Annotated in this window: 24 protein-coding genes and 3 pseudogenes; 9 read left to right on the forward strand and 18 right to left on the reverse strand. The window is 70.0% G+C overall.

Annotation, left to right across the window (positions count from 1 at the left end; genetic code table 11):
- The first annotated feature begins 41 nt into the window (after positions 1 to 41).
- Positions 42 to 857, forward strand: a complete 816-nt coding sequence (locus AB0F71_RS04655; RefSeq protein ID WP_360228108.1) for a site-2 protease family protein — start codon at positions 42 to 44, stop codon at positions 855 to 857.
- Positions 858 to 882: 25 nt separating this feature from the next.
- Here the strand turns inward: AB0F71_RS04655 and AB0F71_RS04660 are convergent, their stop codons facing one another.
- Both AB0F71_RS04660 and npdG read right to left on the reverse strand, forming a co-directional pair.
- Complete coding sequence (locus AB0F71_RS04660; protein WP_360228110.1) at positions 883 to 1071, reverse strand: hypothetical protein; 189 nt, start codon at positions 1069 to 1071, stop codon at positions 883 to 885.
- A gap of 120 nt (positions 1072 to 1191) precedes the next feature.
- Entirely contained in the window at positions 1192 to 1884 is a 693-nt protein-coding gene (gene npdG / locus AB0F71_RS04665; protein WP_360228112.1) for an NADPH-dependent F420 reductase, read from the reverse strand.
- A 47-nt stretch (positions 1885 to 1931) separates the two neighbouring features.
- Here npdG and AB0F71_RS04670 point away from each other — a divergent pair, with 47 nt between their 5' ends.
- Both AB0F71_RS04670 and AB0F71_RS04675 read left to right on the forward strand, forming a co-directional pair.
- The gene (locus tag AB0F71_RS04670) at positions 1932 to 2582 is read left to right on the forward strand and encodes a hypothetical protein (protein WP_360228115.1); all 651 of its coding nucleotides are present in this window, start codon (positions 1932 to 1934) and stop codon (positions 2580 to 2582) included.
- A 46-nt stretch (positions 2583 to 2628) separates the two neighbouring features.
- Positions 2629 to 3957, forward strand: coding sequence for an MFS transporter (locus tag AB0F71_RS04675; protein ID WP_360228118.1), 1329 nt, complete (start codon positions 2629 to 2631; stop codon positions 3955 to 3957).
- 19 nt (positions 3958 to 3976) lie between these two features.
- Here AB0F71_RS04675 and AB0F71_RS04680 read toward each other — a convergent pair whose 3' ends face one another.
- Complete coding sequence (locus AB0F71_RS04680) at positions 3977 to 4207, reverse strand: hypothetical protein (protein WP_360228121.1); 231 nt, start codon at positions 4205 to 4207, stop codon at positions 3977 to 3979.
- Positions 4208 to 4324: 117 nt separating this feature from the next.
- On the opposite strand from AB0F71_RS04680, the gene map reads away from it, so the two are divergent.
- Positions 4325 to 5170, forward strand: coding sequence for a type I methionyl aminopeptidase (map, locus tag AB0F71_RS04685; RefSeq protein WP_360228124.1), 846 nt, complete (start codon positions 4325 to 4327; stop codon positions 5168 to 5170).
- A gap of 14 nt (positions 5171 to 5184) precedes the next feature.
- Here map and AB0F71_RS04690 read toward each other — a convergent pair whose 3' ends face one another.
- On the reverse strand, positions 5185 to 5883 hold the full coding sequence (locus AB0F71_RS04690) for a bifunctional DNA primase/polymerase (RefSeq protein WP_360228127.1): 699 nt from the start codon (positions 5881 to 5883) through the stop codon (positions 5185 to 5187).
- Positions 5884 to 6331: 448 nt separating this feature from the next.
- Here AB0F71_RS04690 and AB0F71_RS04695 point away from each other — a divergent pair, with 448 nt between their 5' ends.
- Positions 6332 to 6604: a hypothetical protein gene (locus AB0F71_RS04695; protein WP_360228130.1), complete on the forward strand. Its 273-nt coding sequence runs from the start codon at positions 6332 to 6334 to the stop codon at positions 6602 to 6604.
- A 44-nt stretch (positions 6605 to 6648) separates the two neighbouring features.
- Positions 6649 to 6858, forward strand: a complete 210-nt coding sequence (locus AB0F71_RS04700; RefSeq protein ID WP_360228133.1) for a hypothetical protein — start codon at positions 6649 to 6651, stop codon at positions 6856 to 6858.
- A gap of 54 nt (positions 6859 to 6912) precedes the next feature.
- Here the strand turns inward: AB0F71_RS04700 and AB0F71_RS04705 are convergent, their stop codons facing one another.
- A complete protein-coding gene (locus tag AB0F71_RS04705; RefSeq protein WP_360228136.1) occupies positions 6913 to 7518 on the reverse strand; it encodes a PadR family transcriptional regulator in 606 nt (201 codons plus the stop codon).
- 384 nt (positions 7519 to 7902) lie between these two features.
- On the opposite strand from AB0F71_RS04705, the pseudogene AB0F71_RS04710 reads away from it, so the two are divergent.
- Together AB0F71_RS04710 and AB0F71_RS04715 are read left to right on the forward strand one after the other, a co-directional pair.
- A pseudogene (locus tag AB0F71_RS04710) lies at positions 7903 to 8310 on the forward strand (TniQ family protein); the annotation flags it as partial.
- Positions 8311 to 8445: 135 nt separating this feature from the next.
- Positions 8446 to 9546, forward strand: coding sequence for a transposase (locus AB0F71_RS04715; RefSeq protein WP_360228955.1), 1101 nt, complete (start codon positions 8446 to 8448; stop codon positions 9544 to 9546).
- Between the two features lie 43 nt (positions 9547 to 9589).
- On the opposite strand, the gene AB0F71_RS04720 is transcribed toward AB0F71_RS04715, so the two are convergent.
- The 12 genes and pseudogenes from AB0F71_RS04720 to AB0F71_RS04775 all read right to left on the reverse strand — a co-directional run bounded on the left by AB0F71_RS04720 (position 9590) and on the right by AB0F71_RS04775 (position 20829).
- Positions 9590 to 10378: a thiopeptide-type bacteriocin biosynthesis protein gene (locus tag AB0F71_RS04720; protein ID WP_360228139.1), complete on the reverse strand. Its 789-nt coding sequence runs from the start codon at positions 10376 to 10378 to the stop codon at positions 9590 to 9592.
- A 24-nt stretch (positions 10379 to 10402) separates the two neighbouring features.
- The gene (locus AB0F71_RS04725; protein WP_360228142.1) at positions 10403 to 11611 is read right to left on the reverse strand and encodes a lanthionine synthetase C family protein; all 1209 of its coding nucleotides are present in this window, start codon (positions 11609 to 11611) and stop codon (positions 10403 to 10405) included.
- Positions 11608 to 14640, reverse strand: a complete 3033-nt coding sequence (locus tag AB0F71_RS04730) for a lantibiotic dehydratase (protein ID WP_360228145.1) — start codon at positions 14638 to 14640, stop codon at positions 11608 to 11610. The genes AB0F71_RS04725 and AB0F71_RS04730 overlap by 4 nt, the downstream gene beginning before the upstream one ends.
- A 129-nt stretch (positions 14641 to 14769) precedes the next feature.
- Positions 14770 to 14997, reverse strand: coding sequence for an FxLD family lanthipeptide (locus AB0F71_RS04735; protein WP_360228148.1), 228 nt, complete (start codon positions 14995 to 14997; stop codon positions 14770 to 14772).
- A 48-nt stretch (positions 14998 to 15045) separates the two neighbouring features.
- Positions 15046 to 16257, reverse strand: coding sequence for a methyltransferase, FxLD system (fxlM, locus tag AB0F71_RS04740; protein WP_360228151.1), 1212 nt, complete (start codon positions 16255 to 16257; stop codon positions 15046 to 15048).
- A gap of 288 nt (positions 16258 to 16545) precedes the next feature.
- On the reverse strand, positions 16546 to 16725 hold the full coding sequence (locus tag AB0F71_RS04745; RefSeq protein WP_360228154.1) for a hypothetical protein: 180 nt from the start codon (positions 16723 to 16725) through the stop codon (positions 16546 to 16548).
- Positions 16722 to 17144, reverse strand: coding sequence for an ATP-binding protein (locus AB0F71_RS04750; RefSeq protein WP_360228157.1), 423 nt, complete (start codon positions 17142 to 17144; stop codon positions 16722 to 16724). Before AB0F71_RS04750 ends, AB0F71_RS04745 begins: the two co-directional genes overlap by 4 nt.
- Positions 17141 to 17299 carry a hypothetical protein gene (locus tag AB0F71_RS04755; protein WP_360228160.1) on the reverse strand — a complete coding sequence of 53 codons (159 nt, stop codon included), beginning with the start codon at positions 17297 to 17299 and terminating at the stop codon, positions 17141 to 17143. Before AB0F71_RS04755 ends, AB0F71_RS04750 begins: the two co-directional genes overlap by 4 nt.
- A 157-nt stretch (positions 17300 to 17456) precedes the next feature.
- A complete protein-coding gene (locus AB0F71_RS04760) occupies positions 17457 to 18431 on the reverse strand; it encodes a transcriptional regulator (RefSeq protein WP_360228994.1) in 975 nt (324 codons plus the stop codon).
- A 36-nt stretch (positions 18432 to 18467) separates the two neighbouring features.
- Positions 18468 to 18668, reverse strand: a pseudogene (locus tag AB0F71_RS04765) (helix-turn-helix transcriptional regulator); the annotation flags it as partial.
- Between the two features lie 94 nt (positions 18669 to 18762).
- Positions 18763 to 19395, reverse strand: a complete 633-nt coding sequence (locus AB0F71_RS04770) for a hypothetical protein (RefSeq protein ID WP_360228163.1) — start codon at positions 19393 to 19395, stop codon at positions 18763 to 18765.
- 81 nt (positions 19396 to 19476) lie between these two features.
- Positions 19477 to 20829 carry an IS4 family transposase gene (locus AB0F71_RS04775; RefSeq protein WP_360228166.1) on the reverse strand — a complete coding sequence of 451 codons (1353 nt, stop codon included), beginning with the start codon at positions 20827 to 20829 and terminating at the stop codon, positions 19477 to 19479.
- A 177-nt stretch (positions 20830 to 21006) separates the two neighbouring features.
- Between AB0F71_RS04775 and AB0F71_RS04780 the strand changes: the two are divergent.
- Positions 21007 to 21415, forward strand: a pseudogene (locus tag AB0F71_RS04780) (GNAT family N-acetyltransferase).
- Positions 21416 to 21542: 127 nt separating this feature from the next.
- On the opposite strand, the gene AB0F71_RS04785 reads toward AB0F71_RS04780, so the two are convergent.
- Positions 21543 to 22310 carry a hypothetical protein gene (locus AB0F71_RS04785; RefSeq protein WP_360228169.1) on the reverse strand — a complete coding sequence of 256 codons (768 nt, stop codon included), beginning with the start codon at positions 22308 to 22310 and terminating at the stop codon, positions 21543 to 21545.
- Between the last annotated feature and the right edge of the window lie 270 nt (positions 22311 to 22580).

A 22580-nucleotide genomic window follows, 5' to 3' on the forward strand; every position in this document is an offset into this window, starting at 1 on the left:
GCCGGTAGTCCCCCTTCCCCCTGTTCACGGAGCACCCACAGATGACCTTCGCCGCTACGCCGCGCTCCCGCAGCGAGGACCGCCGGATCAGCCCGGTGTTCTGGGTGCTCCTCGCCACCCTGGGCACCTCCGCCTGGGCGGTGTACTCCGGCTACGGCAACGCCTCGTTCGGGGTGTTCCTGTTCGTGATCTCGGGCTGGATGGTCTCGCTCTGCCTGCACGAGTACGCCCACGCGCGCACCGCCCTGCACGGCGGCGACATCACCGTCGGCGCCAAGGGCTACCTCACGCTCAACCCGCTGAAGTACGCCAACGTGCTGCTCAGCTTCGTGCTGCCGATCGTCTTCATGATCCTCGGCGGCATCGGCCTGCCCGGCGGCTCGGTCTGGATCGAGCGCAGCCGGATCCAGGGCCGGCTCAAGCACAGCCTGATCTCGGCGGCCGGGCCGCTGGTGAACCTGGTGATCGCGGCAGTGCTGCTGATCCCGATCGGCGCGGGCTGGCTGGACGACCCGACGGTGCACGCGGTCTGGAACGGCTACGAACTGCCCTACTCGCCGTTCTCCGGCGCCCTGGGCTTCCTGGGCTTCCTCCAGCTCAGCGCGGCGGTGCTGAACCTGCTGCCGGTTCCCGGCCTGGACGGCTACGGGATCGTCGAGCCGTGGCTCTCGTACAAGACCCGGCGCGCGGTCGAGCCGTTCGCGCCGTACGGGTTGCTCGCGGTGTTCGCGCTGCTGTGGCAGCCCGAGGTGAACTCGTTCTTCTTCGGGATCGTCCACGGCCTGATGAACCTCTTCGGCGTGGACCAGGACTACGCGACGCTCGGCCGGTACCTGTTCAGCTTCTGGAAGAACTGACCCTGCTCGGCGGCTTCCGGAAGAACTAGCCCTGCTCGGCGGCCGCCGCCTCGGCGATCTTCGCCTTGCGCCGGTTCAGCCAGAGCACGTTGCTGGCCACACCGGCCAGCGGGAGCCAGATCAGTCCGATCCAGAAGCCCTCGACCATCGAGACCACGGCGGCCGCCAGCGCGAGGACGACGACGAGCAGGGCGAAGAGGGACGTGCGAGGCATGGCGCGGAGCTCCTAGGACCGGGTGCGGACGGCCGGGGTCGGCCGTACCCATTGTCGCCGACCTCACCTCCGGACCGGGTCCAGGGGTGAGGCCGACGCGACCGGCGCGTTCTACACGTTCTACACGTCGGTGATCCGCAGGCCCGCGTGGGCCTTGTAGCGGCGGTTGACCGAGATCAGGTTGGCCACCAGCGCCTCCACCTGGTGGGCGTTGCGCAGCCGGCCCGCGAAGATGCCGCGCATGCCGGGGATCCGGCCCGCCAGGGCCTGCACCACGTCGGTGGCGGCCCGCTCGTCGCCGAGCACCATGACGTCGGTGTCGATCCGCTCCACCGACTCGTCCTGGAGCAGCACCGCCGAGAGGTGGTGGAAGGCGGCGGTGACCCGGGAGTCCGGCAGCAGGGCGGCGGCCTGCTGGGCGGCGCTGCCCTCCTCCGGCTTGAGCGCGTAGGCGCCCTGCTTGTCGAAGCCGAGCGGGTTGACGCAGTCGACGACGATCTTTCCGGCGAGTTCCTCGCGCAGCGCGGTCAGGGTGGCGGCGTGGCCGTCCCACGGGACCGCGATGATCACCACGTCGCTCTCCCGGGCGACGGTGGCGTTGTCGGCACCGCGCACGCCGACGCCCAGTTCGGCGGCCGAGGCCTCGGCCCGGGCCGCGTCGCGGGAACCGATGATCACCTGCTGGCCGGCCTTGGCCAGCCGCAGGGCCAGGCCGCGCCCCTGGTCGCCGGTGCCACCGAGGACACCGACCACCAACTGCGAGACGTCCGGCAGCTCGTGGGCCGGGTTTGTCGCTGAATCGAGGGAAGTCATGGGCCGATCTTCCCAAATCGCCGGCCCGGCGCGACATCCTGGCCCGCATGGACGCAGTGAGAGTTTCGGCACTTCGTGAACGACTCACGGGCACCGGCTGGTTGGAGGCGGTCGGCGGTTTCGCCGGCGCGCTGCGGCGCTCGGTGGAACGGCGCGGGGCCGGTGAGCTGCTGCTGGTCGGCACCGAGGCGTACGAGCCCTGGCACCTGGCCGCCCACCTGGAGGACGAGGCCGCCTGGTCGGCCGTCCCCCGGCTGGCGCCCACCCTGCTGCGGCACGCACCGCCCGCCGCCGCCCCGGCCCACCTGGCGCACGGCCTGCGGCGGCTCACCGAGGCCGGGCGCGGCGCCACCGTGCTGGTGGTGGCCCCCGGCGCGGCCGGTGCCCCGCTGCTGGAGCGGGTGCAGGACGCCCGCCGGCACGGCGCGACCGTCCTGGCCCTGGACGGCGCCGACCCCACCGCCCCTGCCGGCCTCACCGGTCTCGCCGACCCCGCTGGTCTCGCCGACCTCGCGGACCTCGCGGGTCTCGCGCACGAGCGGCTCGCCGTCGGCACCGCCGCCGAGGAGCCCTTCGACCTGGCGCAGCACCTGGTCAGTGCCGCCGCCGGGCAGCCGGGCCGCCGCCGCTCCGCCCTGGACCGGCTGGCCGACCTCGCCGGCCGGCTCACCTCACCGCCCGCGTTCACCCGCTGGTGACAAATCCGTTGCGGTCCGGGAACCGGCCGTCCCAGGATGGTCGTTCGTGAACGCCGACGAACCACCGCCCACCGGTCGGGCGCGCGCCCTGCTGCGCTCGCTGGCGCCCGACCTGTCCCCCTGGCGCGCCTCGCGGGACTTCCGCTACCTGTGGACGAGCGGCTGCATCACCAGCTTCGGCAGCTTCCTGACGTACGTCGCCGTCCCGATGCAGATCAAGGAACTCACCGACTCCTCCTTCGCGGTGGGCCTGATCGGCGCCGTCGAACTCGTTCCGCTGATCGTCTTCGGCCTCTGGGGCGGCGCCCTCGCCGACGCCCTGGACCGCCGCCGGCTGGTGCTGCGCTCCGAGGCCGGACTCGGGCTGCTCGCCGGGCTGCTGCTGCTCAACGCCCTGCTGCCGCACCCGGTGCTCTGGCCGATCTACCTGGTCGCCGCCCTGGTCGCGGCCTGTGACGGGCTCCAGCGCCCGGCGCTGGACTCGCTGCTGCCGAGGGTCGTCGCGCACCAGCACCTGTCGGCCGCCTTCGCCCTCAAGTCCCTGTACCACAACGTCGCTTCGGTGGCCGGTCCGGCGCTGGCCGGGGTCGTGGTGGCGGTGTCCGGGGTGCAGACCGCGTACGCGCTGGACGTGCTGACCTTCGCGGTCTCGCTGCTGCTGCTCGTCCGGATCAGGGCGGTGCCGCCGGCCACCGGCGCCGAGCGCCCGTCGATCCGGGCGGTGCTCACCGGCGTGCGGTACGCGTGGAGCCGCAAGGACCTGCTCGGCACCTACGCGATCGACCTGTGCGCCATGCTGTTCGCCTTCCCGGTGGCCGTCTTCCCCTTCCTGGCCTCGGACTTGGGCGCGGACTGGGCGCTCGGCCCGATGTACGCCGCCGCCGCCGTCGGCGGCCTGCTGGTCGGCGCGACCAGCGGCTGGACGTCCCGGGTCCACCGGCACGGACGGCTGCTGGTGGCCGCCGCGGTCGGCTGGGGCGCGGCCATGGCGCTGGCCGGACTGTCCGGCAGCGTCTGGGTGGTGCTGCTCGGGCTGACCCTGGCCGGTGGCGCGGACGAGATCAGCGGGATCGCCCGCTCCACCATGTGGAACCAGTCCATCCCGGACGAGGTGCGCGGTCGGATGGCCGGCGTCGAGCTGCTCAGCTACTCCGTCGGGCCCCAGCTCGGCCAGGTCCGGGCCGGCACCATGGCCGGCCTGATCGGCGTCCGCGCCGCCGTCTGGACCGGGGGCCTGGCCTGCGTCGCCGCCGTCCTCGCCCTCGCCGCCGCCCTCCCCCGCCTGCTCGCCTACGACGACCGCACCGACCCGCACACCGCCGCCGTCCGCGCCGAACACGAACGCAACGCCCGCGAGACCCCCGCCCCGGCTTGACCGCGCCGGGGCGGCCGGGCTACTGCGCCCCGTCGTCCTTGGGGCGGTCGTTCCAGCGCGGGTCGTTCTGCCACTCGCGGTTGCGTTCGTTCGCGATGTCCAGGGCGTGGGCGGCCTCCTCGCGGCTGGCGTAGGGGCCGAGGCGGTCCTTGGCGGGGCACTCCGGGCCCTCCTCGACCTTGGCGTGCTTGATGCAGTAGAACCACTCGCCGGGCTGGCCGGTCGGCTTGCGGTTGAATCCGAGGGGCATGGCGTTCTCCCGTCCAGACGTTGGGGGTCGGTACCGATCATTCCCCGGGCGGGGCCGCCCTGCACACCGCGCGGGAACCGCCGGGCGGCGGCGGTTCCCGCGACTAGACTCGCCTGCATGGCTCTCGTACCCGGCATCCAGTCCCCCACCCGCAAGGTTCCGGCGCACATCGCGCGCCCCGAGTACGTCGGGAAGCCCGCCCCGACGCCGTACACCGGGCCCGAGGTGCAGACCGCCGAGACGATCGAGAAGATGCGGATCGCGGGCGGGATCGCGGCCCGGGCGATGGAGGAGGCGGCGAAGCTGATCGCCCCCGGCGTCACCACCGACGCGCTGGACGCCGTCGCCCACGAGTACATGTGCGACCACGGCGCCTACCCGTCCGACCTCGGCTACCGCGGCTTCCCCAAGTCCGTGTGCACCTCCATCAACGAGGTGATCTGCCACGGCATCCCGGACTCGACCGTGCTGGAGGACGGCGACATCGTCAACATCGACGCCACCGCCTACATCCACGGCGTGCACGGCGACCTCAACGCCACCTACCTGGTCGGCGACGTGGACGAGGAGTCCCGGCTGCTGGTCGAGCGCACCCGGGAGTCGCTGAACCGGGCGATCAAGGCGGTCAAGCCGGGCCGTCAGATCAACGTCATCGGACGGGTCATCGAGTCCTACGCCAAGCGCTTCGACTACGGCGTGGTGCGGGACTTCACCGGACACGGCATCAACACGTCGTTCCACTCCGGCCTGATCGTCCCGCACTACGACAGCGAGCGGGCCACCGAGGTCATCAAGCCCGGCATGACGTTCACCATCGAGCCGATGCTCACCCTGGGCACCTACGACTACGAGATCTGGCCGGACGGCTGGACGGTCGTCACCAAGGACCGCAAGCGCACGGCCCAGTTCGAGCACACCCTGGTGGTCACGGCGGACGGCGCGGAGATCCTCACCCTGCCGTGACCACCGCTGGGCGCCTACCCGATCAGCCACTGCTCCTCGGCGACGGCGCCCACCTCGGTGCAGGCGTCGGTGAGCACGTCCAGGACGCGCAGCGGGTCCGGCAGCGGCAGCTCGGGCCCGCGCAGCCACCGCACCTCGGAGCCGTCCGGCAGCGCGGCGGGCGGGAGCAGGGTGTACGAGCCGCGGCAGTGCCAGCGCAGGCCGGGGTGCTCGGACACGGTGTCCGGGGTGGAGTCGAGGGCGCTGTCCCACCACTCGTCCTCGTCCTGGGGGGTGCCGCGGGTGGCGGTGAAGAAGAGGTAGCGGTCCTCGCCGAGGGCGGCGACCGGGCCCTCGACGCCCAGCGCGGTCAGCCGCTCCAGGGCGAGCCGGCCGGCCTCGGCGGGGACGTCCAGGACGTCGTGCACCCGGCCGGTGGCGGTGACGAAGTTGGCCTGGGGGTCGCGGGAGAGCCAGCGGGAGAGCTGCTCCGGGTCGGTGGTGGCCTGGGTCTGCCAGGCGAAGGAGACCGGGTGCCGGGCCGGGGCCGGACAGGCCACCCGGTCGCAGGAACACCGGTAGCCGGCCGGGTGGGCGGCGGGTGCGAGGGGGAATCCGGCGCGCACCGCGCCGAGCAGCTGTTCCAGTCTGGCGGCCGGGTCCACGCCTCCCGGGCGGGCCCGCTCACGGTCACGCTTCTGCCACCAGGTCGTCCACCTGCTGCCGGCTTCCATCGTGCCCCTTCCGCGCAACTGCCGTGCCTGGTGCGACACAGCGTTCGACGTACCACTCGGACGCAACGCGTGGCGCTCCCCGCTGCTTCCCGGGGCGGTGCTCGGCCCTGCTGTCCGCGCCCCGCCGACCGCGGCCGGGGTCACCGGACGGCCGACGCCCGGGTCTCGGTACGCCTGTCGCGGCAGCACGCTGTCCGCGCCGGTGACGGCCGGAGGGCACGCTGACTCGCGCCTCGCCCGGCCCGTACGGGGCCCGCTGGCCCGGGGTGGACCCCGGGGGCGTACAGGAAAGGATAGGGGTGCGCGGGGCCTCCGGATGACCGGGGGCGGTGCCTCTCCGGTCACACCCCGGCCACGCGGGCCACACTCCGGGCACCCGACCCTCACCGCGCCTCCGCCCCCGGGTGCTCCCGGCGTGGCCGCCGCGTGGAGGTGAGACCCTGGAGGGGTGAAGAGCGCGGACACCGAATTCGTCGGCGGGCCCCTGGACGGGACGGTCCTGCCGATCCCGCTGGGGCCGATGCTGGGCGTGCCCAAGAAGTACAAGGTCCCGGTCCCCGCGCAGGGCGACTCCCCCGCGCGCACACTGGTGTACGTCCGGAGCAAGCAGGTGCGGGGGCTCAGCTGGTTCTGGCGCTACGAGTACGACGAGGCGGCCTCCACCGGCGCCGGGCCCACGGAGCCGACCGGGCCCACGGAGCCCACCGAGCCCAAGGACTGACCGGCCGCCCGTCCCCCCACCTTCGCCCTCCCCGGGAGGTCGGCATGGCCAGGACGGTTCGGCACTCCGTACGGCACGGCGGGAGCCGCGCACGGGCGGCCGCCCACCACAACCGGCAGGTCGCCTGGGTGACCGGTGCCCTGCTGCTGGTGGTCTGCCTCTACAGCGTCACGATCGGGCCCGACGGCTGGCTCTGGTTCGCCTGGGCGGTGCTGCTGCTCGCCTGTGTGGGCCTGTTCCTGGTCCGCCCCTGAGCAGCGGCACCGCCCGGGTCACCGGCCTGCGCCGGGACCGGCCCCCCGCACCGGTCAGTCATCCTCGGCGAGGACGAGGTACAGCTTCTTGCGGGCCTCGGTCAGCACCGCCAGGCCCTTGGCGCGCTGCGCCTCGGTGCCGGTGCGCATGACCTGCTGGACCGCCTGCTCGACCGCGGCCAGCGCCTGGCCGACCTCCTGGACGGCCTCCCAGTCGACCTCCCGGCCGGCCTCGGCCCACGGCTCCGCCGGGCCGGCCTCGGCCTCGGCGCGCCCCCGCTCGGTGAGCGAGACCAGCCGCTTGCCGCCGACCTCCTCCGCCGTGATCAGGCCCTCCTCCTCCAGCAGTTGGAGGTTCGGGTAGATCGAGCCGGGGCTGGGCCGCCAGGCCCCGTTGGTCCGTTCGGTGATCTCGGCGATCATCTCGTAGCCGTGCATCGGCCGCTCCTTGAGCAGCGCCAGCAGCGAGGCCCGGACGTCGCCGCGCCGGGCCCGACCGCCGCGCCGCCCGTGCGGGCCGCCGCGCCGGCCGCCGTGGCCGCCGAAGCCGTGCCCGAACGGGCCGCCCATCGGCCGGCCGGGGCCGCCGCCGCCGAACGGCGGGCCGAAGCCGCCGAAGGCCGCCCGCCCCTCGAAGCCGCCGGGGCCTTCTCCGGGCATCCCCCGGAACTCCGGACCCGGACCGCGGCGGCGTCCGCCGCCGCGCGGGCCCTCCACACGAAATCGCATTCCTGAGCGCATGGCGCCCACCTCCTCGATGGTTCATTCCGTTCCAGCGAGACAGTCGAGTCACTGTCTCGATAGTTCGACGATATATCGGTGACTGTCGCTCGTCAACGGATACCGACACGGCTGCGACAGATGTGTGAGGTGACACGAAAGACTTCACTAGTGCAGGCAAAACTTCACTGACGGTTCACTGGTGCAGCGAACCGTTCACCGCGAGCCCCACGAGCGCGTACCGTCGCCCCATCCGGGCGAAGGAGGTCAAGGGTGGAGATCCATCCAGCGCGGCACGGGGTGCGCCGGCTGCCCGCCGCACCCGTGCCCATCCGTGGCGAGTCGCTGCTGAGCTGGTTTGAGCATTTCGCCGCAGGTTGGGCAGGAGGGGGGACGGACCTACTAGCCAAACGTCTCGGAGTCGGCTGGAAGCCGATGAAATATGCGGGTTCTTGGATGAGCCAAACGCTGATACTCTCTGACGAACAAATTCAAGACGTGGCGGCAACTTCCGGATTATCATCTCAATCCATTCAGTCACTCACCCTCCATCACTACCTGGACGGTCAGTTGCCAAAAATACGTCACGGCGACCCTGATTCGTCCGGCATCTGGCGGCACTCTTATATTCGACGATCAGGGGTCCATATCTGCCCACCATGCCTTGCTGAGAACCGCGGAAGATGGCGACTTGAATGGCTTCTACCGTGGGTGGTCGCATGCCGATGGCACCGCCTCTACCTAGCAGAAAGATGCCCTCAATGCGGCGAGCCGTTCAAGCCCTGGCGGTTTCATCGAAGCAACACTAAGGATTGGTGTAGCCGCTACAGTGAAATCTCCCCGAGAAGTCATGGAGGCTGCCCCCATGTGCTACTCAACACCGAAACGACAGAGTGCACAGATACTCTACTCATCGACGCGCAGGATAGATTACTCGACCTACTTAATCCGCGCCCCGAACGCACCTACACCAAGAACATCAGCATTGATGATCTCTATGCAATCATGATGACTGTCATTGCGGCAGGCGATATCACCACCCAAATGCCAGGCACCGACTCTCATGTTCGCGACGCCTTCATTGAATTCGGCCAGCGCAACGTTCGAAGCGAATGGGCTCTTACCGCAACGCCACAGTTCTCCTACCCGCCGCTCGCCATCGCCGGCGCCCTCAGACCGTCGGCCCACATCCTTCTGGCCGACGATCCCTACCAGGCCGCCCAGGAGGTCCTTCCTAGCGCAACCTGGCGAGACTCAACCCCTCCCGACATCTCCTGGTTCCGGACGCCATCGCAGGCAAAAGCACTGCAATCCATGAGCCCGCAATTCTCGAACCTGGCCGACGGAATCCTAGATAGCAATTCCCATACCAACCGGGCCAATGAAATCAGACTCCGAAACTCCTACATCCTATGGAAGAAGCGAGCCGACCATCCAAACCAGTCATCACTTCCACCCAGCATTAATCTTCGCAAACATACGATGGGCAAAACACCTCGATCAGCCGATCCCCTCAGGAAGAGCCTGGTCTCAAGTCTAGGACTTGATGATCCAGTGCTATGGGGCGTCAACAGAGTCCCCGACGATCTGTGGACGCGGATAGAACCACTCCTGCCGCCTATTCCAGCATACAAGTACCCGCGGACACCGGACCGAAAATCCCTTGCAGCCATTATTTACGCGCTGCGCACAGGAGTCGTCTGGGGAAAGATTCCATCCGATGAGCTTGCCTGCTCTGGGACAACGGCCAGGAAGCGCCTACAAGAATGGACAGACGCCGGCGTATGGCGACGCCTTCACGATGGCCTGATGACCGAACTGAACTACACGAGGCAACCACACTCAAACCAAGCCCAAGAGGACGGAACGCATCTGGACTACTCTCGACTCGGGCCGGAGTTTATAGAACTTGCCCGCTGCATCAGTTGCCTCCAACGAATCCGACAAGCCCGCAGTGGCAACACGTAGAGCATCGTTCGATGTGGTTTTGGCGGTGCGTCGTTGTGCGGGGTCAGGTGAATACGGCATCACGGGCGGCCGATGCAAGAAGTCCCTGGGTCTCGTAGGGGATGCCGAGGCGGTTCCAGTGGAAGAGAACGTGGTGGGCCGTGATGGCGCGGATGCCGGTGGTGAGTGCTCCGTCTGACCAGATGCGGCTGAGGCGGACGCCAGCCCGGGTGAAGGCGTCGAGCCAGGTTGCGGCGTGGTCGGCGAAGGTACGGTCCGCCGTGCTGATGCCGGTGCTGGTGTCGGCTTCGAGAAGCTGGCCGATGGACGCGGTGAGGCGCTGGAAGTGTTGCGGCTCGGGGGTGTTGGTGGTCGGGCGGTTCCTTGCGATCCGTGCCCAGACGTCGCCCTGTTCGTACCAGTCGAGTCCGTTGGATCGCATCAGGGCGACACACAGGAGGACGGACAGCTCCCGCCGTTGGCGCGGATCGGGCTGCGCGAGGTAGCCGAGGATGTGGCTGCTGTCCTGGTGGAAGAGGCCGTGGGCGATGTCCATGGCCTGCTCTCCCCCGAACACGTAGGTCTCGGGTTCGTAGATGATGTTCGCCCATCGTGTGACGATGCCCTCGTTCCGCATCGTCGTCAGTGCACGCTGGACGGCGACATCGGCTTCCACGGCCGCGCCGGGCGCCGGCCGGTAGCGGATGCGCCAGTCGGCCTTCCTCATGAAGAACCAGGACTGCACCGTCCGGTCCCGCTCCGCGGCGTTAAGGGCCGGTCCCAGGTGGGTGCAGGTCGCCGCTTCGGCCGCGTGCCGGTCGGTGAACCTGATGTTGATCTGACGCCACTCCATGGCTGGTCTCACTTTCCTGGCTGGTCAGTTGAGCAGAAGGCAGCGGTCCCACCCGGTGGCAGTTGTTGTGCTGGCGCGGTAGAGGGCCAGCGCGATGCCGGCTTTGCCTTCGAGGAACCCCGGGTCAGCCCCGGGACGGGCGTTCGCGAGGCTGCCGAGGATTCCGGGAAGGTGCACGGCGATCTCGGGGTTCCGGGCGTCCGCAGCCGCCGCGCAGACGGTCTGCACAATGCCTGCCCAGCCATGGCAGATCCCGGTGTCGTGGAAGCGTTCCAGCTGGTCCGGGTCCGAGATACAGTCGATCAGCGCGGCTTCGGCCTGGTCCTGCCGGATCTTGTCGCCGAGGGCCTGTCCCGCGAGTTGCTGGGCGCGGGCGAGGCCCGGGGTTCCGTAACACCAGGATGGCCGCATCGGGCCGTGCTGGTGGGCTACTCCGGTGTCGTACTCGGTCTTGGTGACCCACTCCGGCCACCATGCTCCGGCTGGCCCGTCCTGGCGCCACCGGTCCAGCCACTCGCAGATCCTGCGGATCGCATCGGCATGACCGTCGACCACGACTCCCTGCTTCATGGCGAGAGCAAGGAGCGCAAGCGGGCCGGCGATTCCGTGTGCCATGCCGAAGTTGCCGTGGCCGTGCGGGAAGTCCGGGGACGGCTCCCCGGCGGGGCCGAGGCCCGTCCACCATCCTGGGAGCCCGGTGGCATCGATCGGTTCGGTGAGACGGACCAGATAGACGAGGACGTCACGGGTCAGGGTGGCCTGCGGGAAGCGGCGCAGGTGATGGGCGCCGAGACCGGTGAGGCCGTAGATCAGGTCGAACTCGGCGAGGGCCGGTGATCTGCGGCGGTCGATGCGGGCGTGGGCAGCGTCGAGGCGTTGCCGCGTCACGGTCTCGGTGGCTGCGTCGAGGGCGGCGAGCGCCCGTGCGTACCGGCCGCTCTGCCCGCTGGCGCCGTGGAGTGTGAATGCGAGGGCCGGTGCACCGTAGAAGAGCGTCGCGTGGGGCCCGGTGTCGGTGCCGTGCCGGACGGCGGCTTCGAGCCAGGGCTGGGCCGTCTCCCACCTTCCGTGCCCGGCTTCTGCCCGCTCGATGTGCAGGAGGGCGATGCCTGCGGCGCCGCGGATCAGGGACTGCGGCATCAGGGCTGGATGGCCGTCATCGGCGGGGACCTCGGTCAGCTTCCCGGTGAGGAGTTCTGCCGCGTTCCGGGCCTGTTCGGTGACCGTGGTCATCGTGTCCCGTCCCTGGTCCGCGACTTCCAGGTGAGGGCCGCTGCTCGGGCGAGCCGGTGAGCCGTCCTCTCGCCGTCCGGATCGAGGCCGGCCGCCCGGATGTGGTGAAGGTGCAGCAGTGTTCCCAGGACCCCGGAAGGAGTCGGGGCGCCGTCCTGGAGGAGCAGGTCCCGGTAGGCCGTCAGGGCTGATCCGCGCTCCCTCCAGGCCGCGTCCACCTCTGGTGCACACCGCGGTGACGGCGTTCCGGCCCTGGTGACGCCAGGTGCGGTCAGCGAGAGGGCGTCCGCGAAGAGGGTCCGGTCCAGTGGTTCCGTCCGGTCGGTGGTGATCTTGTCGATGAGCCAGTCATCGGCCGTGGTCCTGTCGCCGAGGAGAGCGGTGGTGAGGTCTATGAAGCTCGCCGCGGACAGGGCGTGGAGGTCGAGGCCGCTGGTCGAGGAGTGGGTGATCTCGGCTATCGCCGCGAGCGAGTCGGCCATGAAGACGTTCTCGGCCGCTTCCATCGTGGCGCCGTTGCCGAAGCGTCCGCTCTCCGGCAGGTAGGTGTCGAGCTGGAGATGGCTGATGAGGCCGATGGTGCGGAGCTTCGCGGTCCAGGCACCGAGGTGTCGGGCGGCCGTTGCGAAGCCGTCGTTACCGGTCCTGAACCGCAGCCGCAGGTGCGGATCAGGGTCTGCGTACCTCAGGAACCACCACGCCGGACGGTGGAGGTCGTCCAGCAGATCGGGCAGCAGCGCGGTGAGGATCTCGCCTTGGCGTTCCGGGTGCCCGTACAGCTTGGCGAACAGCCACGGGGAGTCGCCGGGCAGATGGCCGTCATCACGCCGAAGCGGTCTGTAGGAGACCTCGGGCTTCGTGACGGCGGCCGGTGCGGTCGACGCGAGGGGCACCACGATCTCGTGGGCCCTGCCGCCGATCCACCCGTAGTCGGCGCTCCTGGCGGTCTCGGCAAGAACGCCGGCACCGTGTTGGTCGAGATGGGCACGCAGGAGGGCCCGGTGCCCCGGCTCGTCCAGGTCCAGCGGCAGCTCCTGACCGTTCTCGTCTAACTGGACATGCGACGGCACGCGGAACCGGCGCCGCCATGCCTCGACGGCCGTGTCCCATTGGGGCCACGGTGACCTCCGCCCCGGGAACTGGTCTGCGGTGACGGTCCAGCGGGCCGGAGAGAGGACCGTGCGGCCGTAGCGAAGGCGCGGCAGGAAGGGCAGCTCGTCGGCGGCGCCCCAGTAGAAGCCAGCGAAGGTCGCGGTGTGGGCGCGCACGACCTCGCACAGGAACCGGACGACGGGCTGGGTGTGGTTGCGGAAGTCCACGGCGTTCATCACGGTGGGCTCGATGAGGCGGCCCGTGGAGACGGAGACCAGCCGCATCGTGGTGCCGTCGCTGGTGACCGCCAGATCGTCCAGGGCGATGGTGCCCTCGCCGGCCTGGTGGTGCTCGGCGAGCGGGATCACGTGGGCCAGGACGGCTGGGGCCCGGTTGACGTTGCCGGTCCGCACGTACAGCGGCGGGCACGACACCTGAGCGGCGACGGCGTTCTCCTCCAGGGTCGGAAGGGCCGCGTAGCTCTTCATGATCCGGTCGCGATCAGCCGGGTTGAGAATGCTCAGGAATCGGCCGGTGGTGGCCCCGGCCGCCCTCAGGGCCCCAGTCACCGTGAGCTGGAACCGCCCGGCACGCAGGTCCGCGAGGGACGGTGCCAGGAGCTGGAAGGCCAGCTCGGCGTGGGGCACCGGGACGGCGCTCTCGATGCCGTCGAACGCGATCCGGTCGATAGCCTTGTCGTCCAGCAGCACTTCGATGCTGCCGTCGATAGCAGCCTCCTGCCCGAGAGCGATGAGTCGGCGGTCCCGTTCGGAGAGGCCGGAGGCCGGCTTCTTCAACCGCGAGCCACGGTACGTCGCGGGGAAGCCGAGGCCGCTGTCCGCGTGGACCAGCTCAGCGACCGGCACCACCGCGCCGGGGCCGAAGCGCTCGACGAACCTCATGTGGTAGTCCGCCCACACGGAACTGCCGAACGGGTAGGGCGTAAGCCGCGCCAGAGCAGCGGCTGCTGCTGCTGCCTCGCGAGCGACGGCGGAAGGCAGTTCGATCTGGCAGTCCACCGCCAGGTCCGTCATCAACGGCTGCTTCACCGTGCTGGTGAAGGCCGACATCTTCGTCATCGCCCGGCGGCGGATGAGGCGCCGCTGTCCGGCGTCGGTGCACCCGTTGTGCTCCGCCAGGTCCAGCGCAATATCGCGTAACTGGACGGCCGGCACCGCGGCGTCGACGACTTCCTGCGCCCGCGCCAGGTCGAGCTGGGCAACGAGGTGAACGAACGCGTCCGTCTCTGCGGCCGAGGCGTGCAGGCTGGTGATCAGGATGCGCTGCTTCACCAGGGAACCGATCATCCCGGCCACGGCGTCGGCCGGGGCCTGCGGGAACTCACCGGAGAGCAGAGCAACCAGGCGGTTCACCGTCACCGGTGCCCGTGCGGCGCTCAGCACGCTCTGCACGGGGAGGCTGTTGCGGACTGTCACCTCGGCGGGGTCAAGGTCGTCCGGTCCGCGCGTACTCGGCTGGCATGGCAGGACCAGCCGGTCGCCTCGCACGATGCACAGGTTGTTGGCCACGACCGGAAGCCTGCCGAGGAGTTCCGGTATCGCTTCCAGCCGGGTGATCACCTCGTCCATCCAGACGGCGTCCGGCCGCACCACGGGGCGGTGGTCATCGCCCCACCGGGCCATCGGCTCGCCTCCGATGCCGACTGCGGCGACTCCGGCGAACAGCCCGAACGGTGTAGGCCGCCCGGTGAGGCGGAGCAGGTAGCGGGTGATGGACATCACCAGCCGCCTCATCTGCCGGTCATCAGCAGCCTGGCCTTCGAGTACCGCGTCGATGCGGTCGGCCAAGGCCGGGCTCGCCGTGCGGATCGCCTCCGAGACCGACGGGTTGCCCCAGGCATCCTCCAACCAGCCGTGCCAGTTCTCGCGCTGGGTCGCGCCGCTGTCGACGGTGTTCGGCCACGGCGGCAGGATCATGCCTTCCGGGTAGGCGGCAGCACGGACGAGAGCTGCGTTGACGTACGTAAACAAGCTCCACCTCATAACGGAGACGGGGCTGGCCCGGCGCCTTTCGGGCGCCGGGCCAGCCTGACTGCGCGGTACCGGTCAGGCGGCGATGAAACGGCCCTTGCCGCCCTTGCCGCCCTTGCCACCGCTCCCACCACTGCCGCCGCTGCCGCCCTTACCGCCGCCGGCGCCGCTGGCGCAGGCCGGGCAGGTGGAGCCGCAGCCGTCGTCGGTGTTGCTCATGAGAGCGCCGTAGACGTCGTTGTTGCTCACCACCGTGATGTCCAGGTCGAACTGGGTGACGCTGTCCGTGACCGTGTCAGCCATGTCGTTTCCCCTTCCCTTGTGTCGTGACGTTCCTTGCGACCTGGCCCGTTAGGGCCAGGAGACGGTGATCCGGCGGTGCTTCTTGTCGATGACCAGCGCGCCGGGCAACTGGTCGTCGGGCGTCGCGGCGGGGTAGGCGGTGATGACCGGGCCGGGCCCACCGCGGTGCTTGCTGTCCCAGGCCGCGACCTGATCGGCGACCTGCCGCACGAGGAGTCCGGCTCCCGGTCCGTGACCGAAGACGCCGAACTCATAGCTGTCGGAGTCGAGCTGACGAAGGACGACGTACGCGAAGGCACCGCCGGAGAAGACCGCCGAGCTTCCCAGAGGCCGCGCCTGGACGATCCCGGCCTCGACGGCAGACTCGTGGGCCATCAGCAAGCAGAAGCCCGGAAGGGTGGTGGCGAGGTACAGGTCGAGATCGTCGAACGGCTCCTGATCGCCGACCGAGACGCCCGTCCAGACTTCTTCCCTTGGCTGCTGGAGGGCCTGCGCGAGGAGCTTGCTGTCGGCCTTTTGCCCGTCATCCACGCGTAGGGCCACGGTGTCGTCGTGCAGGTAGACCAGTTCTTCGCCGAAGGCACCGGCGCCCTGCATGGCGACGAAGCCGGACCGCTCGATCGACGTGCTGACCAGGCGCTCGCCTTCGCGCTGGAAGGCCACCGACCGGCCGAGGCCGCGGGTGCGGATCGGGACGACGATGCGGCCGTTCTCGGTGAGCTGGTCCGTCCAAGCCGGCGGGATGTCCCATGCCCCGACCGTCACGATGATCCGATCGTAGGGAGCGTGCTCGGGGACACCGAACTCGCCATCGGCCAGGACAACGTGGACACGGTCGTAGCCGGTGGCTTCGAGGAGGCGCGTGGCCCGCTCGGTCACGTCGCGGTCGATGTCGATCGTGGTGACCTGACCGGTGTCACCGACCATCTCCGCGATGTAGGCCGCGTTCACGCCGCCAGATCCGATCTCCAGCACCCTCATGCCAGAGCGGAGGTCGGCCTGCTCCAGCATGAACGCCTGGATGCGCGGCGCCGAGACGGTGCTGATCGCGATCCCGCGTTCGTCCCGCTTCGTCACGATGGGCTGATTGGTGTAGGCCGTCTCCGGTGGCACCTCGGGGGCGAAGAGGTGGCGCGGCACGGCGCGGAACGCTGCGGCGACGGCGTCGGTGCGGATCGCGTCCATGGCGCGAAGGCCGGCGACGAGGTCTTTGCTGAGCTGTTCCGTGCGAGTGACTTCATGGTCACTATCAGTGGTCATGGGGGGAAGCTTAGGCACAGTAGCCCTCGGGGTTGATGGTTGGGACAAATCACATGAGGAGCAACGCAGTTGTGCAGCCTTGATGAGTGATCCGGTGTCGACCCCGCACTGGACCGACACCCGTCCCGGTCCGCCCGGCACCTAGACGCCGGCTCGTGGTCATCTCATCCCTCTCGGTCCGTGGTGTGTGATGCCGAGGCAAGTGCAAGGAGGCGCCAGCCGGCGCCGGCGGCGAGCGCTCCCTGGGACCGCCCGCCCGGACACGGGAGTCTCCGGGCGGTCGGGGGCTCAGGTGATCTCGGGCGGGTCGCTGTCCGGGGTGATGGCCGTGAACGCGCTGTGGTTGGCCTCCTGGTGGTGCACGGTGATGCCGAGCAGGCCAAACACGGTGAGGTGCCCGAGCACGAGGAGGGTCTTGAGGGCGTCGTGGACGCGGTCGCGGTGGTGTCCGCAGTGCTGGCCGGTCATGCCGCACCCCGCATCCGAAGGTCCGCGTGCACCGTCTTGCCGAGCGTGCCCAGGGTGACTCCCCACTGGCCTTTGGTGAGCTGGTGCACGAGGGCCAGGCCGCGCCCGCCCTCGGAGTCCCGGCCGGCGTCCATCAGGACCGGTGTGATCCGGCTGCCGTCCGTGACCTCGATCCGCACCGCCGTGGCGGTGATCCTGGTGATCTCGACCGTCATCCGAAGCAGGCAGCCGGTCTTGGCGGCGTTGCCCGCCAGCTCGGAGGCGATCAGCTGGGCGTCGTCGATCAGCTCGTCCATGCCCCACTCGGCCAGCTTGTCGCGCACCAGGCGCCGGGCCGCCGAAGCCGATTCGGGCCGGTAGGGCAGGTGGGCGACGGTCGGCTTCTCGGTGGCGGTCGCCGGGGCGGTCGCCGTGCTCACGAGGCCGGAAGCATCCGGGGGTCGGCGGCCGGGTGGAAGTCGGCCCAGCCGGCCGCCGCGGTGGCCAGAGCGGTCCGCCGCAGGCGGTCCCCGGCGGATCTGCGCGGCCCGGGCGGCGTCGGGACGGGGTGCGGCGGGCGGCGGGTAGCGGCCATCACAGGCTCCAGGGAGATCAGCGGTGTGGTGGAAGCACCGGTCCGAACCTGCGTGCGGTCCGGACCGGGCTCATGCCCCGGGGCGTTGCCTCTCGGGGCCTGAACACCACGATGCCGCTGACGGAAGGCCCTGAATTTCACCAGAAGTGAAAGATCGTCAGACGCCCGTTCGCGTGATCCAGGTTGACAGGCGCACGCTACGGCGACTAGCGGAGCGTGACAGTGCCGTCACAGTCTCGCGGGCGAGAGGGTGCCGGGAGACCTGCTCGGGCGCGACCGCGTACGCGGCGTCGAGCTGGTCGAGCGCGGCATCCGGCTTGGCCATCCACCGGTAGGCGCGGGCCAGGTCGATGTGGTGGTGCCCGATCCTGGTCGGCGCCCACCCGGCCGGGAACCGCAGGCCCTTGGCGGCATCCACTGCCTGGTCGTGCTCGCCAGCCTCCACCAGCGTCATCACCCGGTGCACGGCGACGTTCGTGGGTCCGAAGTGCAGCGACAGGTCAGGCTGTTCGCCGGTCTTGGCGGCGACCTTCTGGGCCTCGTCCAGGTGGTGCTTCATCACGTCCGTCTGCCGGGAGCGGGCGGCGACCACGGCCGAGCCGAGGTGGAGCTGACCCGCGGTGACGAGCGCGCTCGGCGTCTTGGCGTCGGTGCCCTCCAGGTGGCCGCGGCCGGACTCCTGGAGACGCCGGCAGGCTTCCAGGTCACCGACGCGCAGATAGGCGGTGACGCGCAGGTACTCGCGGGCGGCTCGCAGTGCGGGCGCACGGTCACCGGCCCGCTGGGCGGCCCAGTCCATCCGGGCCAGCGCCGTCGCGGACAGGTCGTTCAGGCCGATCGCGATCCCGACCGAGTGCCCGCACCGGTACGCCTCCGCCAGCAGGCCCCACGCCTGGCGCTGCTGTTCGCCGGTGAACTCGTGCGCGGCCGTGTGCAGCTCGACCAGCAGACCCGGCAGCATCGCCACCATCGGCTTGTACTTCGCGGCCTGGGCCAGCGCGTTCACCTTCCGCACCGCCGCGCGGAGCGCCGGAAGAGGCCGCGGCCGGACGTCCTCCTGCGGCGGCAGGTCGTACAGATCGAGCGTCGAACGGATCGGCCCCATCATCGGGACCAGCGGGTCATCGGCCATGCCGTCACTGTACGAGAGCGGCTGGAGGTCGCCCAGCTCAACTCCCAGAGCCCGTGCGACCGCTGCGACGAACTCCGGCGTCGCCGGCTTATGCCCCGACACCACCTTCGTGAGCAGGCTGTACGAGACGTGGGCGCGGTCAGCGAGCTGCCGATGGCTCAAACCCCTCACATCCTCGTAGGCCGCGATCCGCTGGCCGATGCTGATTCCCTCCGGAGGTGCCATGCTGGTCCCCATCCCGTGCACGCCTTGAACCCGTGTGCACGGGACCGTACCCCCGAAGCCGCCCGCCCACAGATCGTTTCGGCAACCAGCGTTGACGTCGGGCCGGTCAGGACCTCTTGAGCAGCAGCTCCAACCTGCCCAGCAGGCGCCTCGCGGCCCCGGGTTCAGGCGTGGCGGGTCCGATCGATCCGTCGTCGTTGCGCCGGGTGCGGGGCTCAAGGGCGGTGCCCTTCACGCGCTCCCGCCGACGAAGCTGTCCGGCTTCGTCCCGCTCCCACCGGCGTCCCCGAACATCCTGGAACCAGATGGTGACCGGCCGCTGGACGATCTCCTGCGGTACGGCGATGCTGATCTTCTTGTCCACCGACTCCCCGGGCGGGATCAAGCCGATCACTATGTTCACCACGTCGGTCTCACCGGGTATTTCGCCGGGTTCCGCACCTTGCAGGACCGCCACCACGTTGAACACCGGCTGGTCCGCACCGTTTCGAACCACGATCGAGTCGTAGCGGTAGAGGTTCCGGGGGCCTTCCCCGGTGTCCGGGCCGGTCCAGGCGGAGACCTTCGCCGCATACTCCTCACCGTCCTTGCGCTGGTCGCGCCAGTGGGTGCGCAGGTGCATCGTGATTGTGCCCGCGGCCACCACGACGCTGACGACGAGGCCGGTGTAGGAGACCCAGGGCGGCGCGCCGGCGCCCGAGACGGCGATGAGTTGGTACGACGTGCTGGTGATCGTCACGGCGCCACCGTAGGGGCAACGTCCACCGCCAGGAAGGGGTTCTAGAGCCAACGCCGTTCAGTTAGGGCGGTGTGGGTCGTGTCAAGGGTCGGTCGTGAGCATGGTGATGCTGATGGTGGCTTTGTAGGTGGCCCGGTCGATGGCGGGTCCGCGTGCGTTGTACTTGGAGATCGCGCGTTTGACGATGCGGTCTTTGGTGCGGACCCGTCGTCGGGGCAGGAGCTGGGCCAGGACGTTGCGGCCGATGACTCCTACCAGGTCGATCACGGTGTCGGCGATGACACCCGCAGCCTGGACGAGCTGGTCGCGGGCGGCGGACAGCGCGACGGTGAAGCCGGCCCGGTCCGGGTCGGTGCCCGGGACGCTGTCGGTCGCGTCCGTCATCGCGGTCCGCAGCGCCTGGTAGGCGACCAGCAGCGCCCAGACCTCCTGCTCGACCCCGGCCGGGGTGCGGGCGCGCAGGACCCGTCCGCCCAGGACCGTGGATTTCAGCTCCGCGTAGGCCGTCTCGATCTCCCAGCGTTCGTGGTACAGCCGGACGAGTTCGGCGGCCGGGTGCACTGACGGATCGGTCAGGGCGGTCAGCAGCCGGTAGTGCCCGGTGCGGGTCCCCCGAGCGGTGACGATGCTGATCTCGGCGTCGATGACCCGTACGGTCAGCGCGCCGAGCCGGGCCAGGAACGACCCGTCCCGGCAGTGGGCCACCGGCGGCAGTCTGCGGGCGGACTTGCACCGCACCAGCAGGTCGGCGCCGGTGGCGGCCAGACGGTTCATAAGATCGGCGGCGGCGAAGTGCCGGTCACCCAGCAGCAGCATCCCGGCCCGCAGGTCACCCGTGAGCCGGCCCGCGTACTCCAGCTCGCCGGTGGTGGCCGGGCCGAACACGGCCCCGATCACCGCCCTCGTCCCGCAGGCCACGAGTGCGAGCAGCCGCAACTGCGGATAGCCCCCGGAGCCGTTGTTGCACCGTTGCTTGGTGAAGACCACAAGATTTGCCGGGCTGTCCGGCACCGGCAGTAGCGTCCCGTCGACCGCCACGACCAGCAGACCACGCCACCGCGCCGCCGACGCGGTCGTGGCCACCGGGCCGCGGACCAGGTCGAACAATGCCTTCATCGGCGCGGCCCCCAGACGCTGGCGGGCCTGCCGCAACGCGCTGCCGCCGGGCCTGGCGGGTGCCAGGTCCGCCAGACCGGCGCACATCCGGTCGAAGACCTGCCGGTAGCCCAGCCCGGCGAACAACGCTCCAGCGAGCAGCAAATAGACGGTGACCCGGGCCGGCACCAGCCTGACCCGCTGCTGGACCGTCTTCGTCCCGGCCAGTACCTCATCGACCATTTCGAACGGCACGATCCGCGTCAACTCGCCGATATGACCTGGCGCGAACGCCCCGGCGGCTACCTTGACCGTCCGCGTTATGGCAGCCTGTTCCAACAGCGGAGCTCCCGTGGTGAGGATGTCTTGGAGGACAGACCTCTTCTACGGGAGCTCCGCTGCTTTGCCCACCGGCCTTCACACACGGGCCCCACGCTTAACTGAACGGCGTTGGTACTAGCAGACTGGGGTATCGCCGCGTTCTCCACCCGGAGCCTGGCCAAGCTCGCCGAGCACCTGGTCACACGCAAGGTCGTCACCGCGGTAAGTCGGGAGACCCTGCGCCGAATCCCCAGCATCACCGACGACGAGGCGGGCGTGGCGGCACTGCTCGCCCGGGCCCTGGACTGCCTGCTCGTCGCCGCCCCGACAGACGACCCGGGCACCCCGCTTGGCACCGTCATCGCCGGCTGGGACGGCTGGCGGTGCCATCTGTACCGCCTCGCCGTTGATCCCGACCACCGCCGCCGAGGCATCGGCGCCGCCCTGCTGGCCGCCGCCGAGGAGTGCTTCGCCGCGCTCGGCGGCTGGCGCGATGGTGCTGGACGACAACGCCCTCGGCCACCGCATCTGGCAGGCCGCTGGCTACCAGCCCCAGCTGCAGTGGAGCAGCTGGGTCAAGCCGCTGGCGGATGGCGGCCGTTGAAGCCCGGCGGAGTGGAAGTCGGACCTGCCGACCTCCACTCCGCGCCGGTCCGCTCGGTTCAGTCCTTGCAGACCACGTTCACGCGCACTTCCGGATGGTCCCCCGTGGTGTTCACGGCCTGGGACAGCTAGCCGTTGCCCCAGAAACTGGACTCGAAGATCGCCGTTCCGATGGCGAGCGCGCCTCCGCCGGTGACCGTACCGGACGGGCAGGCCAGCAAATCGCCAGCGGTCCCGTGGGAGAAGGGGAGTTTGGCGCCGGCGCCCCAGTAGTGGTGGTGCGGCGAGGTCGAGCAGATCACGAAGGGCCACAACTGCAGGGACCTTCCCGACGTGTTGTTGATGTAGTAGATCCAGCTGTTGTTCAGGTCGTTCCCGTCTGCGAAGGACTCGTAGACGTCGATGTTGCTCCAGAGGTCCACGTAGCCGCCGCCGCCGGTGGCGTACTGGCCGGCCGGGCAGGTCGCCGTGAGGCCGCCCTCGCTCCGCGGCGCAACCGTGGCGGGCCCGTTGGAGAACTGGGTGTGCGGCTCCGTGGAACAGATCACCGTCGCCCACAGGGTCGCGTCGACGTCAGATTGGCCGTCCACCGTGACGACCCAGCCGTTGCCGCGGGGGTAGGAGCTGATCAACGACAGCGGGTTGTGGGCGGGCGAGACCTTCGGACCACCCCCGGTGGCGTACTGGCCGGCCGGGCAGGTCACGTTCGCCTCGTAGAGCGGGTGGTCATCGCTCTTGGGCACGGCCACGGGATCACCGATGATCTGGGTGAGCACCTCCGCCGACGCGGCGGACGGGCTCGCCGGGGGGACGCCGGCCTCCCGAGCGACGGCGGGCGGCGCCGCGAGGGAGAGGACCAGGGTGATCAGGACTACCAGAGCTCGGGTTCTTCGCAACGCTTCCTCCGGGAGGGCGGGAACGGGCAGGGGTCTGCCCTGTATCCCCGCTGCTCCCGGCGGCGATTGTCATGGCCCCGGTCCCTCACTCGGATGATGCGAACGGGTCACTCCGGCGCCCGGATCCGCAGGGCGGGAGCTTAGTGCCGCGTCAGGCAACGTTTGCCCCGTTGTTCATGACGATCACTCGCTACCTGCTGAAAGGTGTGATCTTTAGCCCACCTCCTTCAACTGCTCCAGATTCCGCACCCGCACGAGGGCAACCCGCGC

Source organism: Kitasatospora sp. NPDC028055 (genome assembly GCF_040637885.1).
Taxonomy (GTDB): Bacteria; Actinomycetota; Actinomycetes; order Streptomycetales; family Streptomycetaceae; genus Kitasatospora.